The organism is Novipirellula herctigrandis (assembly GCA_007859835.1).
Taxonomy (GTDB): domain Bacteria; phylum Planctomycetota; class Planctomycetia; order Pirellulales; family Pirellulaceae; genus Novipirellula_A; species Novipirellula_A herctigrandis.
In genome coordinates, this window is sequence record SJPJ01000001.1 from 6,049,954 (window position 1) to 6,067,671 (window position 17,718).

Below are 17,718 nucleotides of genomic sequence, written 5' to 3' on the forward strand. Positions count from 1 at the left end.
GTTTGCCGATTGTGCGGGCTGAGCCGTTTGGTTTGATTTTAACCGCTCGCTTTTCACCATCTCTTGGCGAGAAGCCATTACTTATAGATTTGTTTCACGTAAGCGATATCTTCTTCATCCAATCGGCGAAGATCACGGTTGCGTTCAAGCAGGCCAATTTGCCGTCGCAATTCCAATAAATCATCTCCCACGATCTGCTGTTTGGACGTCGCCAAGATGCCCGGCACTTCCCGCTTGCGGCTCTGGCTGGCGAAAAATAGCACGTGAAATTGGTCAAGGAGTGCCAAACGCATTTGATGCAATAATTCCGGATTGAGATCCAATGGATCTGCATTCTTCAAAACTCGTAAATATTCTTTCACGCGATCGCCAAGCGATTGATCGGTCAAAGCGAAGGCGTTCGCAGCGACAAAATCAGCATACGCAATTGCTTTTTCGTCGGTCCCGATCGCAGCCTTAAGCTTTGTGGTGAATGGATCGAGGCATTGCTGCGTCTTGGTCGAATCGACTCTGGGCGGCGTCCCAAACTTTTCGGGAAAACCCGCGTTTCGGACGTATAGCGAAATTCTTGCGATCAACATGCAGGCGGTTTCCGCATCCTGTTGGATTTCCTCAAGTCGTTCCACGGGGACGCGGCCCACGCGATCAACGAGGTCGGCGAAATATTCGTCTCGCTGCGCCCCACCAAGCTCCAATGCAATGCCGGTGAGTAATTGGCACTGCAACTCCAAGCTTTTCCAATAGGTTAAACCTTCGGCGTCACGCAGATCCTGCTCAAGCATTGTTAGAGCGCGTCGGCGGTCGCCATCGTCACGGTTGAGCAATTGAGCGAAGGCGATAATGGTTTCATTGCGAACTTGGTTGTCAATTGCCGATTCGTTTGCGTTTAGAATCTCGTAGGCCTTTTCCAGGTCTTCGCTCGCCGCACCGATTCGTCCTTGTTTCTGTTCGAACTGCGATCGCCAAACTAACCACTCGACCTGAGTTGCCGGAGTTGCGGACGCGTCGAATTGGCCAAACACTTGGTCGTAGTTTTCGAGCAACTCTTCTGGACCACCGTCCAAATAGTAGCGATATTTACAACGCGCCAAATAGAAACTTGCTTTCATCGGATTACCGAACTTCGTTTCGCCCGCTGCGTTTTGAAAGGCCTCGATCGCTTTTCGGTAATAGCTATGTCGCTGATCTTTACTAACTGACTTGACGTAAAATGCTAAATCTTCGTAGCTATTGCCAAGCGATAGAAACGCCGCGTTTTCACTGACCGCCATGTTGGCGCCTTCCAGCATTTGGCATGCGCTCTCTGCACTGCGAAGGGCCTCTTTCAGTGTTGCTTCACGTGTTTCGCTCGAACCGCGAAACGCTGCTCCGATGAGGATATTCGCATGTCGCCAATAAGCATCGTAGAGAAGTTCTTGGTTACTCCCCGATTCTTCTAAGCGTTCAATGACGGGCACCAATTCGTCGGCTGCTCGCTCTAATTCGGCGATGCTCGAAACGCTGCCTGAATTCAAGCTTGCTAGATAGTACCTTAGAAACGCCTGGCGAACTGCGATTTCGGGATTATCAGGAGCATGTTGCTTCGCCTGTTGGAGGTAGCCATCGAGCATCGCTAATTTGGGTTGATCCCATATTTCGCCTGATAATTCATGCCTTTGCTGAGCGTACTCGGCCGTCTTGAGCCACAGTTCGGCTTGCTGTTGATCGGATTTCGATTCGTCATTGGCAGCGACTGCCGCGGACATCACCAGACTATCGACCCAATCTTGACGAGACATGTCTGATTGGCTCATGTCAATCTTGCCATCTGCTTTGAGAAAGTACTCGCAGAATTTTATCAGTGCATTTTTGTCGATTGTGGATGGAAACTCCCAGTACGCTGAATCGGTCTTTGGCTGCGTCATAAGCGGCCGCACGATTTTCATAATCGGAACAAGAATTTGATCCAACCACGCGCGGTCGTAAATCTCACTTTCGCCAAGTCCGACATCAAGTGCAGCAACACATGGACGCAGCGCCGAAGACAATCCGTCGGCACTTTTTCCGTCGGCTGTTTGGGAATTCGTATTTGCAAGGGCAACTTCCATCGCTGCACGATAGAGTTGACCATCTTGACGATGCGTCTGTCCGGTCGCGATCGAATCACCTAGTCGATGAGCGAGGTTTTGGAGTCGAGCTAGTGTGGACTCCGTTGCCGGAGTTTTACCCTCGCGAACGGCTTCCGCAACTTCGACCAACAAACGTTGTATTTCGAATGCGGTCGCCACGTTTTGCGACACTTGCGGAGACTTGGGGAGCCACCATTGGGCTTGCTCGACTTGTTCGATTCCGTCAGTTTTGGTTGCAAATCGCTGTTTCAAGATTTCGTCATCGTCGACGCCGGATAGCTCCGTCGCATAGGACAACAACATCGAAGCGATCCACTCACCCCGCGCTGGACCGAGTTCTCTTGCAGTGGTATTCGCGTCATCGGCTGACTGTAATGTTGCCCATCGCTGCGCGGCATCACTTTGGTCATAGTCGTGCCATGCAATCAACGCGTCTAAGTAGTCAAAGTAATGTGACGGCAACGGCAAGGTAGCAACACTCGAGGCTTCTTTGAGTCGCTGTTTCAGTCGGCTCAGCTTCAGGCCTCCGAAATGGTTCCCGTCCATCGCCGCCATTTCGATTTCAATCGCTGCGCTGAGCATCGCATTGGCGGGTGTCGTTGGCGAATCGGATTCTTTGCGAATGGCTTGCTGTATTTCCGGGTCGGCATAGGGAGTGGTGCCTGCCGATACCGCTGAACTCAAAAGCAATGTGTCGATTGATGCGGGCGGTTGGATTTCTAGCTTTTTGGCCAACTGTTGCCCTTCATGATGAATGGTTTTGATATTCGCAAATTCTAGATTTACCATTTCATCGATGCTGCCGCTTCCTCGCATCGCTCGATCTGTCATATCTGCAATAAAGGACTTCACGGGTTGTTTGAAGAAAAACCGTTCGCTTGAATCGGCTTGGTCCAAAGTTCTTGACAATTTCACGAATGTGTCAGCAATGCGAGAAGGATGATCGATTCCATCGAGCATCCGCGAAAAGACCTCGATTTTCCGATCGACGTCATCGTCACGAAGGTCTTGGTGTTGCTCGGTGAATTCGCTGACGATGGTTCTTGCCGCATCCCAATGCTTGTCGGTGATCGCAGATTTGAGTTTGTTGATATCCGCATCGACGGAAATGGCCGGCCAAGTTCTTCCGATGATCAGACGCTTTTCGTTATCGGTATCGTAAGCTTGTTTCAATTCTGGAAGAAAAGCAATTTCCATTGGTCCCCAGCGGTCTTTGCACCATTGAGGTAACGAATCGAGTCCGCTTTGTTTGATTTTGTCCTTGGCTCGTGCAATGTCGGTAAGGGTTAGGGTTTCGGTATAGTGGCCGGGTTCCGGTTCTTTTTCGGCATGAGTCAGGGCAAGTGAGACCGCGGAAAGCGTCTGTTGTGCGTCGGAGCCGATGAGATTCGATTGCTGTTCCAATAATTGGCGGACTGCCGAAGTCACGGTCGGGTCCGCTGCTTCATTCTCCTGAACAGCAAGTTGAAGCTTGGCCGCCAGCACTTGCGCATGTAATTTCGCACCTTCGTCGGACGACGGGTCTAGCATTGGCATCGGATGGTCTTGATAGACCTGCTCAAGCAACTTTAAGTCATCTTGGATGTATTTATTACTATCACCAAGTCCGCCAGCATAAAGCTGGTCGAGGATCCCTTTGGAAAACTCTTCGCTAATATCAATCGTCAACTGCCGAATGGACTGCTGTAGAGCAGGGTCGGAGGCGGCAGCGGGAAAGGCCGCTTGCGTTTCCTTGATCGCATCGCGCAGCGGCGTCAGTGCCGCTAAGTAATTATCAGGTGTTCCGGGCTCAAACCACTGGTATTTTGCTTTGGATTGTTCCGCTTCGACCAATCGCTCGGCCGCCATCTTGGTTCCGTCGCTACCGAAGAAAGCATCATAAGACTTTCGGTCAAAGGTCCGCCATGACCATAACCCTCCGCCAACCAGCGTTGCTAAGACAACCGACGCGATGGCCAACCGCAATGGTGTGATTCCCGCCCGACGATCAACACCGGTCGCCAGAGCAAGGGCATCGACAAAGTCGCCGCACGATGGATATCGCCTTTGCGGATCGATTTCCATGGCGCGACGAAGGACTTTGCGTTCGCTTTTGGTCAGGTGACTGAGGTTGAGTTTGCCAGTACATTTGGCGAGTGTGATGTTGGCTTCGGTCGTGATGTCAAAGGGTAACAGGCCCGTCCGAAGTTCGAAGTAGGTAATCGCCAAGGAGTATTGGTCGACGGATCGGCTATAGGTGCGACCTTGCAAGACTTCGGGGGCTGCGTAGGCAGGCGACGCAAAGGCTTGCCGCGTCGTTCGTGTATCGCCTTCGAATTTGTGAGCGAGACCGAAGTCACAAACTTGGGCTTCACCACCAACCAGCAAGATGTTTTGGGGCTTGATGTCACAGTGATAGATCTTGTGTTCTTGATTCAACAGGTCGATTGCTCTTGCGGACGCGCGAAGGTAACGCACCGTTTCGGCGGCATCGAGGCCGCAAGGAATCTGGATGTTGTCCTCTGGGATGCCCGCATCGCGACGAATTTGTTGCAATCGGTCATGCAGCGTGCAATCGCCAAGCCCCATCACAACGATCAATTCTTCGGCTTTGGGGCCGCTCGCTGGCTTTTTGCTGGCTCGCTCATCTTGGCCAGCACCCAGTGTCGGCATGCCTGGGTCGATCGCCATCGTCCCGCTCACCGATCGTCCACTGGGCGGAGGAGTCGTCGATGTAGGAAATACGGAACTGGTTTCGGGATTGAATGCTTCGGTTTCCCCGTCGGCTAACAAGCGACCATCGGCATCTTTCGTCCAAAAGGCGTGCACTGGGCAAAGGTTCGGTTGGCGGACATTTCGTAGTGTACGTAGGGCCGAAAGTTCTTTTCGTCCGCCCAATTTTTCGAGCGGCACAACTTTTAATGCGACGTTGGTTCCACCTGCTGCTCGAGCGACCCAAACGGAGCCGGCCATGCCGCTTCCAAGTGGGCGAACAAGCGTATAGCCCGGTACGATTTCTTGGCCGGGCTGATATTGAGTTTTCGGCCCACTCGGCATGAGGATCTCCTAAGAAAAGCTTCGCTCGTCGCCATTGATTAAGCGAAAGACACTGGGTTCTTCTGCTTAGTGTACCGCATGGTTTGTGCGTCAAGTCGTGCGTGATGCGGGCCAACCGCGAAAACAGCCGACATTTGGACTCGGACCGCAAAATCGTTAAAACCGCCAAAACCTGCCTAATCCGCGTAATTAGCTTGATTCAGCTGGTGGCATTAGGTTTACTTGAAGAATGCGACATTGGCGTTTGCGCACCCCTCTGAAAGGCCCCTTTTTTTGATCGACCGTGCGTAAAAAAAAGCCCGCTTGTGTGATCCATGTATTTCGCTTGAATTCAACTTACAAGACAGCACCATGACGAGAATGAATTGGTCGTCACGTTTGACGGCAAGAGCTCACCGTGTCTCCCGTAAACATCGCAATTCCGAATTATCGGAGGTTCGTAGACGGGCCCGCAATGTTCAAAAACGCCGTCGACGATCGATGCTATTCGAGCCGCTCGAAGACCGAATGTTGCTTGATGGTGGCGGGCTGATCATTCCCGTTTCCGAGAACCAACTTGATGTGATTGATGTTGACGACATCGGCAGCGTCTCGGTGGGACCCGGTGCGGTTTACAGTCTTTCCGGTGGTGCTGACCAAGCCCTGTTTTCACTCGATCCAACCACCGGCATTCTCACTTTCACCACCGCACCCGATTTCGAAATGGTTGCGGATGCAGATAGTGACAATATCTATGACGTTCAAGTTACGTTAACGGATGCCGCGTTGTCTTCCGAGTTGATTGACTACTGCGTTCAAGTCGAGAACGTCAATGAAACTCCTGTTGCCGAAGCGAACGGCCCATACACGCTAACGCTCGGTGATGACCTCACCCTTGACGCGACCGGTTCGATCGATCCCGACGCAAGCGATGTGCTGACGTTCGACTGGGATCTCGATGGAGACATGACGGTTGATTTTACGAGCGCAAACGCCACCTATATCGCATCGGGCGTTAGCTATGATGGTTTGCTTGACATCGGCGTCAACACAATCACTTTGGAAGTCACCGATGCCGGCGGTCTTTCATCAACCGATACCGCAACCGTCGAAGCGTTTGGCACCTTCACCTTTTCGCCGCTTACCGATGGGACCGCCGATGCCTATACCCTAATCGCAAATGGTGGCGATTTGGAGATTCTCGATAGTAATACATTGGCGGTCTTGGCGAGCGCACCTGTGGCGTATGTGTTAGATGTTGAGATTCTTGGATCCGATGATAACGATACCTTCACGATCGACTTCAGCGGAGGTCCGATCGAAGCGCCCATTCAATATGCTGGCGGTAACCAAACATCATCACCGGGCGACGTATTGGTTTTGGTCGGTGGCACCACGACATCGGTTGAACACACGTTTGTCGATGAATCGAGCGGTTCGGTCGCTTTGGCATTCACGGCCTCATCCGCCGATGTTACCTATTCCGGTTTAGAACCGGTGATCGACAATTTAAACGCTGCCGACCGTGTGTTCACATTCACCGGTGGAGCGGAAACGATCACACTTTCGGATGACGCTTTGGTCGGTTTCTCACGCATTGACTCGACGCTCGGCGAAGTCGTTACGTTTGCAAATCCAACCAATTCGTTGACTGTTAACGCGGGAACGGGGGCCGATACTTTCAATTTGGTTGGTGTCGATCCCACAATGGTAGCCTCGGTCACGATTAACGGTGACGATGGGAATGATGACATCAATGTCCAAAGCGTTCTGGCGACGACTCCCACGACTGTCAATGGGAACGCCGGAAACGACACAATCATTGTGGGTTCTACCACGAACGAACTCGATTCAATCGTTGGCAACCTATCGGTTCAAGGTGGCAGCAACGCCTTGATCCCTATGGCGACGAAGAATGTCATCGCCAACGGCAATGCAGTGGCTCAAACGCTAGCCGTTGGTGACACGTTGCGGATCAATGACCAAGGCTACAACGCAGCGGCACAGTATGAACTGGACGATGGTTCGTTCAGTCGCGATACGACGGTTGCGGTGACGAATTACGGAGCGATTGAAACGATCGTTTTGAATGCGGGTCTGGCCGCGAACGATATTGATATTCTCGACACTCCGGACGACTCCAATACGACGGTGCGAGGTCAAGACGGTGTCGATAATGTGACCGTCACGTTAACGGGTGACGGCAGTATCTTGGGAGTCAGCACCAAAGGCGCGAATGATGTCTTTGAGTTTACGAATACGGGTGTTGAAAGTGTCAGCCACGTGTTCATGGGTGATGGCGACGATATGGCCACTCAAGTGACGAGCGGGGCGGGAAGTGGTATTCGTTATGATGCCCAAGCGGGAGACGACACGATCACGATCGAGAATGCGGGTGCGGTGAGTCCTCTTCCCGGCGCACAATCGAGTAGCACGTTGGTGATCGGAAGCAATGTGGCATTGGCGGCTACGGACGACGATGCGATTAATTTGTACGCGTCCCCAGTTGATTCATTCCAAGCTTTGTATGGTGGAATCGGCAATGACCTGTTCACCCTTGGTTCGACTAGCAATGAAATCAGTGGAATTCTTGGCAGCGTCTTGGTCGAGGGTGGCGACAATGAGTTGCTCCCCACGGTGACGAAGAATGTCATCGCCAACGGCAATGCAGTGGCTCAAACGCTAGCGGTTGGTGACACGTTGCGGATCAATGACCAAGGCTACAACGCAGCGGCGCAGTATGAACTGGACGATGGTTCGTTCAGTCGCGATACGACGGTTGCGGTGACGAATTACGGAGCGATTGAAACGATCGTTTTGAATGCGGGTCTGGCCGCGAACGATATTGATATTCTCGACACTCCGGACGACTCCAATACGACGGTGCGAGGTCAAGACGGTGTCGATAATGTGACCGTCACGTTAACGGGTGACGGCAGTATCTTGGGAGTCAGTACCAAAGGCGCGAATGATGTCTTTGAGTTTACGAACACGGGCGTTGAAAGTGTCAGCCACGTGTTCATGGGTGATGGCAACGATATGGCCACTCAAGTGACGAGCGGGGCGGGAAGTGGTATTCGTTATGATGCCCAAGCGGGAGACGACACGATCACGATCGAGAATGCGGGTGCTGTGAGTCCTCTTCCCGGTGCTCAATCGAGTAGTACGTTGGTGATCGGAAGCAATGTGGCATTGGCGGCTACGGATGACGATGCGATCAATCTGTACGCGTCCCCAGTTGATTCATTCCAAGCTTTGTATGGTGGAATCGGCAATGACCTGTTCACCCTTGGTTCGACTAGCAATGAAATCAGCGGAATCCTTGGCAGCGTCTTGGTTGAGGGTGGCGACAATGAGTTGGTCCCCACGGTGACGAAGAATGTCATCGCCAATGGGAATGCGGTGGCTCAAACGCTAGCGGTTGGTGACACGTTGCGGATCAATGACCAAGGCTACAACGCAGCGGCACAGTATGAACTGGACGATGGTTCGTTCAGTCGCGATACGACGGTTGCGGTGACGAATTACGGAGCGATTGAAACGATCGTTTTGAATGCGGGTCTGGCCGCGAACGATATTGATATTCTCGACACTCCGGACGACTCCAATACGACGGTGCGAGGTCAAGACGGTGTCGATAATGTGACCGTCACGTTAACGGGTGACGGCAGTATCTTGGGAGTCAGCACCAAAGGCGCGAATGATGTCTTTGAGTTTACGAATACGGGTGTTGAAAGTGTCAGCCACGTGTTCATGGGTGATGGCGACGATATGGCCACTCAAGTGACGAGCGGGGCGGGAAGTGGTATTCGTTATGATGCCCAAGCGGGAGACGACACGATCACGATCGAGAATGCGGGTGCTGTGAGTCCTCTTCCCGGTGCTCAATCGAGTAGTACGTTGGTGATCGGAAGCAATGTGGCATTGGCGGCTACGGATGACGATGCGATCAATCTGTACGCGTCCCCAGTTGATTCATTCCAAGCTTTGTATGGTGGAATCGGCAATGACCTGTTCACCCTTGGTTCGACTAGCAATGAAATCAGCGGAATCCTTGGCAGCGTCTTGGTCGAGGGCGGCGACGAAACAGACACGTTGACTATTAACGATCAAGGACATGGCGACAATGCACAATACAACTTGGATGTCGGAACATTCAATCGTGATCCAATGCCACCAAGCCCTACGCCAACCGTTGCAAATACCGAGTTTGATGCAATCGAAACCATCAACTTAAACGCTGGCACGGGCAATGACGACATCAATGTTCTCGATACGCCTGCGAATTCAACGGTCACCGTTGATGGCAACTTGGGCGATGACGTGATTGACGTCACGGGAACTGGCGTTGGGAGTTCTACGAATATTCTCGGTAGCGATGGCAACGATTCGATCACCGTGGATGGCAGTGGCATACAAGGGGATGTCTTCGTCGACGGAGCTGCTCCGACGCCTCCTGCCGCGACGTTTGATGTGGTTGGCCGTCGGTCGCCTGGTTTGGTGGAAACGAAAAGTGTAACGATCCCGTTGGCGGATACCTTCTTTTATATCGATTCGAATGCCGCTGCCGGTGGCGACTATATTTTGACGCCTGATATGGTTGTCAAAGCAGGGGCTCCGACGATCACCTACGATGCGGTCGAAAAAGTCGAAATGAAAACCAGCCGTTTCGGCGACAACGTTACCATCATCGATACACTTGACAATTCGCTGGTCGAATTGGTTACCGATGATGGTGACGATACCGTCGAAGTGATCACGACTGGTGAAAGTTCGGCAACACAGATCTTTACCGGTCTCTTGGCTTCCCCGGCATTGCCCGGAGCAAACTCGGACGATGACACTGTGATCATCGATACCACGGGCGGCGACTCTCTCGGTCAACCTGCGGTTGTCTTGGTCAACACGGCTGCTGCGGGTGTCTCGGTTGCACCTCCCGCCGATGTGTCGGCAATTATACAGGACATCGATACCGTTGAAATTTTAGCAACTGGAATAGGAGCCGGTGTTTCGGTGGTCACTGGCGATGCAACGACCTATGCCGGAGGAGATCAAGACTTGATTACGATCGGTGATGCCGTCGCCGCCCCGCCCCCGATTGCTTTATCGGGAAGCAGGTCGGTCATCAGTGTCGCGAGCGGACCTGACGACGATACGTTTGAAATCAATGAAGTTTTTCTCGAGACGGTTGTCGATCTTCAAGGTGAAGGTGGTAATGATGTATTCAATTTGAATGCCGCCGGTGTTGATTCGACTGGGAATCTTATCCGGCTCAACGACGATCCGATCAATTCGCCGGGGCTTGATGACGTCGCGAAAACGCGCGAGTTGTTTATTGACGGTGGCGACAACGGTCCTGGGACGCAAACGGTCGTCGAAGGTGCGAGCGTTGTGCTCCCGAACCTATTTATGGAAGGCAGTGTTCCGAATGTCCCCATTGGTGATGCCGTCAATGTTTTGGCTGGCACTGCAACAGGACCACTTGATTTGCGTTACTTGATCACTGGCCCATCGCAAGGCGTCTTGGCTACGACCGAGCCAGCGGTGGATCCGTCGATGCGAAGCGAAATCGGTAATGAAGTCGTAGAGCCGATCTTTGTCGAAAGGATCAATATCGAAACAGGGTCGGGCGAAGATGTTCTAACGATCCAAGGTGACATACCGCTTGGCGTGCAATCAACCGGCCAATTGATTGAGTTTGACGGTGGCGGAAGTGATGATCGAATCGAAGTGCTCGGCAGTAGTATGGATGATCGTGTGACGATCGGGCCGACGGGTGGCGATGTTGAGCCGATCCAGGTTAACGACGTCAGCTACATTCGCGTTGACGGAAATGCCGGTGATGATCAGATATCAAACCGGACCAATTCAATTAGTGTGCTCAACGGCGGAGATGGTAGTGACACGTTGCTTGGCGGTGGCAACGCGGACGCGTTAACCGGTGGCAGCGGTGTCGACTTTTTATTCGGCAATGATGGTGACGACTTTCTGCTTTCGGACCAAGCGTTTGGCGAAACCGCAACGTTTTCCGATTCCGGAGAGATCATTAACGGCGGCAACCAAGTTGCGCTGATTCCCGGGGACGTTTGCATTCAATTCGGCGCGGACGACGTTTTTGACTGCGAATTTCTTGGGGATGGTGGCGGAACGAAAGACGTGCTGACGTGGCTTCGGGCCATCATCGTACCTGCAACTGCGGTTCTGTTCGATGGCAGCGATCCTCGACTCGCTCCTTTTGACCCTGTTGCAGCTACTCCCCAGACAACGCTTTCAACAACCGAACCAAGTTCCTTATCACCGGCCGTATTCTTCTCACTTCCGGTCAGTGCGACTCCACTTGCCTCCGCATTGCCACTCCCATTGGCTTTGGATGTCAATGCGGATGGCAAGGTTACAGCCGTGGATGCGGTTCAGGTTATCAACCTAATTGGCAACTCAAGTAATGGCCAAGCAGAAGGGAACGATGCGGACGCCGCACAAAGGAATGCGGCTGATGTGAACTTCGATGGAAACGTGACGCCACTTGATGCATTGCTAATCATCAATGAGCTGAGTCGAACATCGCCTGCATTGGTTCCCGTTGCTTCGGAACAGATCGAGCTATTACGTGCAAGCGAAGGGGTAGACCGATTGGCTTCGCTGGATGACGGGCCAGCGACGATCGCCTCCAACATTGAGGGGATAGCGATCGCCTCATCGGACACGACGTTGTCGTGGGCCGAAGCAGTCGACCAAGTCATACAGCAAGAGGCAGAGAACGATGCCGAAGACGAATCCGGTGAAGCGGCTGCAATTGATCTTCTATGGGAGATGTAAACCCATAGCCAGGGTTTCGGTCACTGCTGCGATTCATGTGAATCATTCATGCGAAAAGCGAGCATCCAATTGATTGGACACTCGCTTTCTTGTTTCAAACTCTCGACACGCATTCTTATTGACAAAGCACACGGTCGCCGACACGAATTCGCTTCAGCATCTCGATGTCGTTGACCTGTGCCTTTACGAGGCCATAACCGGTTTCTTTGATTCTTACGCCGGCAACGGCTTGTTCGCCAAGCAAGTATTTATGATAGATCGTCGCAGGGCGGCCAATCGTCACTTGTCGGCTCTTGGTGGTTTCCAGTAGCAATTCACCGGTTTTGTAATTGATGAATGCAACTTGCCCCGGGACTTTGTGATGCACGCCACGGTGATGTTGCGAAGGCATCTTGTGAGCGGATTCCGGTTCGTCCATTCGTTCAATCATTTGGTGTGGCTCGGTCAACGGATCTACAATTGAGTTCTGTTCCAACATTGCTTGTGCTGGCAATGGCTCGGTCGATGTTTGAGTCGTATCGAGCACGGGAAGCGGAATGATTGTTTGTCCCTCTGTTCCCGTAACCATCGTTGATTGCTTGAACCGGACGGGTTTCACATTCAGGGGGACGATTGTAACGGGTTGCACCGCCATGCCGCCGATCATTTGGACTTCGCCGATCGCGGTTTCTACAGGTGCCGATAAGATTGCATGACGAAGAAGCATTTCGTCGTGTTCGTCGGTTTGGTCCGCCTTAAGTTCATTGTGCAATTCGACGTGAACCGGAATTGGATTGAGTTGGGAGTTGGCCGCTTCGCCAATCACATCTTCGACTTGGTCGGTTGCCTCATCGATGGCTTCTTCGGCTGGCTCGTTGATCGCTTCTTCGGTTGCCTCGTCGGTCGCCTCTTCGGGTTCATCAATGCCGTCCATCGGATCCTCTTCGACCGATTCGCCCTTTACAGCCTCGTCATCGCCAAGCGATTCACCCTTGACCTTGGGTTCTTCTTGGTCTGCTGCGGGTGTTGGCAGTTGAGCTTCGGCGTCTTCATCTTCGATAGCATAGTCTTCTTCGATAGGACCCGATGGCGGGCCACCTGGGCAGCAGATGCAAAGGACTTTCTTTGCCTTGGCACGAATTTCAGCATTCGGTTCGAGCGGGCAACCGTTGTCGTCACGTTCGTAAGCCATTTCGCTTAAACGTTTTGAGATTTTTTCGTTGCAGCATGATGTGGATCCACATTTGCGGCAGCATTCGCCGCTGGCGGCATCGCCAACTGCTTCGACGGCAGCCATGCGAACGTCAGGAGTACAGTCGTCGGTCGAGGCCAATAATGCATCGGTTATCTTGCCGTCTTTGTCGTAGCAACCACATCCAATCGAAGCGAGATACTTGATTGCTTTGATCTTCTGCTTCTTCATGTCTTCCGCTTGCTTGATTTCCGCTGCTGCCTTGATCGCAGGATTCGGTGATTCAAGGTTCGCCGGGTCAGCGATGGCGGTCAGTGGCGGTTTGCGTTCCAAACCAGGGTGGTTGCCGCGCCGGTTGGTGGTCACATCACGGATTTTTTGCATCCCCTGAGGGATTCCCATGAAACGCCAAATTGTTGGCGTCGGTGACACTAGTGACTCTTGCGCTTCAGCGAACGCTGCGGAGCTAATCAACACCGCGAACAGGGCTAGTCGATAATATTTGAAATTGGGCATTTCACAGAGTCCTTCCCGATGTTGACCTTAATCCAATAGACGGAGTCTTTCCGCCTACGTCCGCCAAACAACCCTGCATCCATGCAGGCGTTCCCCTCGGATGTCGAGGTTGGGTTTACTTACACCCTAAATGGGGCGGTTTGGGCTTGTCACCTTCATCGGCTATCGGCTTGGCAAAAGTGCCAAAACAAACTCGTGTCATCACGAAGCGGACAACAGCTATGGTGATCAAATCCAGAAGAAGCCGAATGACTCGGTTAATCGCTGTGACCCGATTTGTCGTTACAATCGGAAAAACTTCGCAATACGGGGATTCCAATATGGGTTTTCGCTCGCTAAATCTTTTCAGCAATCGAAGGGTTAGCAACGTCCGTCGCCAATGTTGGTAGTCGAAAACATGAACCTACGCATCATGAACCTGTGGACCAAAGAACGAGCTATTCATGTGTGTTATGGATGGCCGTCTAGTCGCCTCGTTTGGGGGGGAATTCAGAGTGGCGTTCGCCCGATTCGATTCGGATTGTGAAATAATCCTTCCGGAGTAGGCGGCTATTTTCCATCAAGTGGGATTGTTTGTGGGAAACCATCAAACTGCTTGGGGACATCCAAGGGAAACCGCCACATGTCGAAGGTGGCGGTTTTGGCAGCCGAATCGATGGTGATGAGGCCATGGCCAGACCCCTTTTTGAAAGCGGTCATATCAGGATGATCCGTTTTGCGAGGCTGGAGTGTATTCGAGCCTTTTTCCGGGTTCGCGGCTGCAATGACCGTCATCTTGTTTCCATACCGATCCATATGATTTCCAGTGACTTCGCCTGATTCGGGCCACCACGCGCGAGGAAATCCATTGGCTGTACCAGGAACCATGAAGGCCAACGGACCATCTCCGTGTTGTTCAATTCCATGACGCAGCAGAATGCCAAAGTGTTGGTCACCATGCACCATGATTGTCGCTGGATTGTTGGCCAACAATTTCAAAGCTCGGTTGCGTGGTGTGTGTGGCCACCCATTGCAATCAAGGTCATACCGACTTCGCTTCAATGTTTGGCCGCTATGCGTACTTGCCTTACAGAAGATCGTTTGCGAGAGAACGACACGCGCCGGGGCATCTTTCGTTTCATCTGCCCATCGGGCGAGCAGTGCTTCCTGGCGAGTGCCAAGCAATTCGGCTTCCGGCACATCAACGTCTTCGGGAGACAAATTACGACGGTTTTTTGGTAGCACAGATGATGGACCTGATTTGAATTTGCGATCCTCCAGAAGAATGAAAGGAATGCCGCTGTAATTGAATGTGGTGAAGTAAACACCGATCCCTTGTTCGGCCGGTTTCGGGTCCGGCGAGTCAGGAAGGTGAGCTGTCTGGGTTCGTTGCACCATGTTCACGAATGCGGCCGGCATCACATATCCACCCGCTTCCTGTTTGCCATCAGGTGCCACGCGGCCGCCATGGCCCCAAAGATTGCCTTGGAATACGTCATGGTCATCAGGAATGATGATGGATGGCCGGTCTTTCAGTACATGCCGCCAAGTCCAACCGAATTGGTAGTATTTCCTCAGGTAATCAAGGATCGCTGTGTTGAGCGGCTTGCGTTGCAGAAAAAGGCCACCATATAGTTCGTAGATCTGATCGCCTGCAAAAAACACAATGTCTGGATTTTCTTGCAGAACCTGATCGACAAGTTTGCTTAGCGGAAACGCGTAGCCGTGGTCGCATGAAAAAGCGGCGAGTCGGAGCGGTCCGTTTGGTTGTTTGCGGACCATGCCCTCCCATGTGTAGTCGGTGCCCTGCCAGCGATACGAAACGGCATAAGGATGGTCGTCCGTATCATCAAGGTCTTCAAGGCGGAACAACGCAGTACGGGAATGCGGATCGATCTGCGACTTGAGCTTCTTCCCATCGATCGTCAATGTAGCGTGCTGATCATCGTCCGTTCCGATGGCAGCGAATTGGACATTCAGCTTAAGAGTCCTTTTGTGCAGAGTGTATTGGCTCCACAAGATCGGTCCAAACGTCTGTTCCGCATGGTCACTTAGAGCAGGGCCTTCACCCGACCACTTCAGAAAGGCGACTTCGATTGGCTGTCGTTTGTAACTGTGAGGGCTCGGCGAATGAGCATGAAGCGCAAGGTTGCCCTTAATGCTTTCCAGCGGAAGGTCGGATTCAACCGACAATTTCTGATCGCCACACACTGCTTCGAGTGTGGCATGACCTCCGGACACCGCCAGAATCAGCGTCACGGGTTCTGTGGCAGAGATTTTTTGCTTCGTTAGCGTATTGTCAATAAAAAGAGTGCCGTCCATCCGGATTCCGGCCTCGTGGGAACGTATCGTGCCTGAGAGAACGTGCCGATAATCATCCATCAATCCTTGGACTCCGAACGCGAATCCGGCAGAAATCTTTTGTGGCTTTTCGACGTCGGTTGACAAAAATTGGAGCGTGGTGGTTGTCGAAAACGATTTCGATGGATCGGTGATTTGATGAGTCAGTTGATGAAGCAAATGCTTTGGGGCGGCACTCGCAATCAGTTTTCCATTTTCGGTCCGCCATCCGTAGAGTGGGTGGGCCCACGTGTCCGGAGAGACCCATTGCCGGCTACCTTTCCAATCGCTCGCAAAGTCAGCGCGAACGAGGGAGCCTGTGGAAACAAACGCAAGTGCTGCGATCAGGCAAAACGCCGTAACGCCGCTGTTCGCGTGGTTCCGTTTGAACGCAGTACCGTCGCTCGAAATCAAGAGTTTGCTTGACAATGGAAATCGGCATTGAAACGACTTGGGGTGTTGCATGACAGACTCTGCAATCCGATTGAGTGGGCGAGTACTTGAGATTTGACTGTAGCATTCGCAACAGTCCAATCAAGACCCTGTTTTGGATCAAGCACGGTTTCTGAGATTGCTCGGAAATCTTGGTTTCTGCACTTTGTGTCTTCGTGATCACTATGCCAGAAATATGTATCGAGCCGTCATGTACAAACCGACCATTAACATGACTGTACCGGTAAACGTCCTCGCCCACCATTCAACTTTGCTGACAGCGCCGAAAGTCTGGCCAAGTTTCTGGGATCCAGCGGCGATCAATGCTGCAAAAAGAATGACTGGAAGTGCGGTTCCAATTCCATAAAGCAGTGGAAGAAGAAATGTGGAGCCTGCCCCAATCGATGCCACTACATTTCCAAAAAATAACGCTGCAGACGTCGGGCAAAAGGCAAGTGCAAAGACAATTCCCAAAAGAAGTGACCCCCAAACCCCCATCGCATCGACACGCTTTTTGAGTCCCTCCGAAACGCCACCTCCGCCAAGGTTGACTTGAATTAACCCCAGCAGAAACATCGCCACCAAGACCAACAACGGGCCAACAAGCATGTGCATGTACTTTTGCAGGAACATGGATACCTGTGGCACCGACAACATGGTGTTGACCAGCACAAATGCTAACGTCATGTAGGCTACTACGCGGCCAAGCGTGTAAAGCAATCCAGCGATCATCATACGACGCGTGCTGCCGACCCGACCGCCGATGTAGCTGATCGCGGCAATGTTCGTCGCCAATGGACAAGGGCTGATCGAAGTGAGAACCCCCAACCACAAGGCTGAAAGTGCCGCGATGGTAAATTCGGTCATTGGCTAGCCAACATCTCTTTGGCTTCCGATTGCACATACTCTGAGAATGACTCTTTATCATTCACATGATTCCAAACCTCTTCCAAGTTTCGCCACTGTTCGGGCTTGCCATCGAGTGTGCGGACAAGGACTACTGTCGAGGAGTAGATCTCGTAGTCCTCTGCGAAGTGTTGATTGCTCGGAGTCTCGTAGTTCATTGTTCGCCATTGGATTTCACCTGCCGCGAATTGTTCAGGGAAACCCTCTTCGATCGCTTCATGAGCATATTGTTCGATAGTGCGACAAGTCGGACAGCGAACTTCGCCATGGAAAAAGGTGGCGACCAAACCGTTCTCTGGTATCGCCTCCGCGGTCACCTCCTTTACGGAAATATCGGTTGGCGTTTCCTTTGCCGATTCTTTCAGCAGGACAGTTGCGATGGCCGCAACCACAAAGAGCAAAAGTCCAATCGTCAAGAAATTTTTTGCCTTCATC

6 protein-coding genes are annotated in these 17,718 nt (G+C 52.2%); 1 reads left to right on the forward strand and 5 read right to left on the reverse strand.

Annotation, left to right across the window (positions count from 1 at the left end; translation table 11 throughout):
* Positions 1-77: 77 nt before the first annotated feature.
* Positions 78-5,144, reverse strand: a complete 5,067-nt coding sequence (locus CA13_RS22160) for a protein kinase domain-containing protein (RefSeq protein WP_146400358.1) — start codon at positions 5,142-5,144, stop codon at positions 78-80.
* Positions 5,145-5,495: 351 nt separating this feature from the next.
* Here CA13_RS22160 and CA13_RS22165 point away from each other — a divergent pair, with 351 nt between their 5' ends.
* Entirely contained in the window at positions 5,496-11,939 is a 6,444-nt protein-coding gene (locus tag CA13_RS22165) for a dockerin type I domain-containing protein (protein ID WP_146400360.1), read from the forward strand.
* A gap of 115 nt (positions 11,940-12,054) precedes the next feature.
* On the opposite strand, the gene CA13_RS22170 is transcribed toward CA13_RS22165, so the two are convergent.
* From CA13_RS22170 to CA13_RS22185, 4 genes are all read right to left on the reverse strand, one after another.
* Positions 12,055-13,626 (reverse strand): hypothetical protein, encoded by a 1,572-nt coding sequence (locus tag CA13_RS22170; protein WP_146400362.1) that lies wholly within the window; start codon positions 13,624-13,626, stop codon positions 12,055-12,057.
* Positions 13,627-14,175: 549 nt separating this feature from the next.
* On the reverse strand, positions 14,176-16,374 hold the full coding sequence (locus tag CA13_RS22175) for an alkaline phosphatase D family protein (protein ID WP_419194687.1): 2,199 nt from the start codon (positions 16,372-16,374) through the stop codon (positions 14,176-14,178).
* 186 nt (positions 16,375-16,560) lie between these two features.
* A complete protein-coding gene (locus tag CA13_RS22180; RefSeq protein WP_146400366.1) occupies positions 16,561-17,244 on the reverse strand; it encodes an aromatic aminobenezylarsenical efflux permease ArsG family transporter in 684 nt (227 codons plus the stop codon).
* Positions 17,241-17,717 (reverse strand): nitrophenyl compound nitroreductase subunit ArsF family protein, encoded by a 477-nt coding sequence (locus CA13_RS22185; RefSeq protein WP_419194688.1) that lies wholly within the window; start codon positions 17,715-17,717, stop codon positions 17,241-17,243. Before CA13_RS22185 ends, CA13_RS22180 begins: the two co-directional genes overlap by 4 nt.
* Between the last annotated feature and the right edge of the window lies 1 nt (position 17,718).

Coding starts and splice junctions, on each gene's coding strand:
- CA13_RS22160 (WP_146400358.1), bottom strand. CDS start 5,144: ATGCCGAGTGGGCCGAAAACTCAATATCAGCCCGGCCAAGAAATCGTA.
- CA13_RS22165 (WP_146400360.1), top strand. CDS start 5,496: ATGACGAGAATGAATTGGTCGTCACGTTTGACGGCAAGAGCTCACCGT.
- CA13_RS22170 (WP_146400362.1), bottom strand. CDS start 13,626: ATGCCCAATTTCAAATATTATCGACTAGCCCTGTTCGCGGTGTTGATT.
- CA13_RS22180 (WP_146400366.1), bottom strand. CDS start 17,244: ATGACCGAATTTACCATCGCGGCACTTTCAGCCTTGTGGTTGGGGGTT.
- CA13_RS22185 (WP_419194688.1), bottom strand. CDS start 17,717: ATGAAGGCAAAAAATTTCTTGACGATTGGACTTTTGCTCTTTGTGGTT.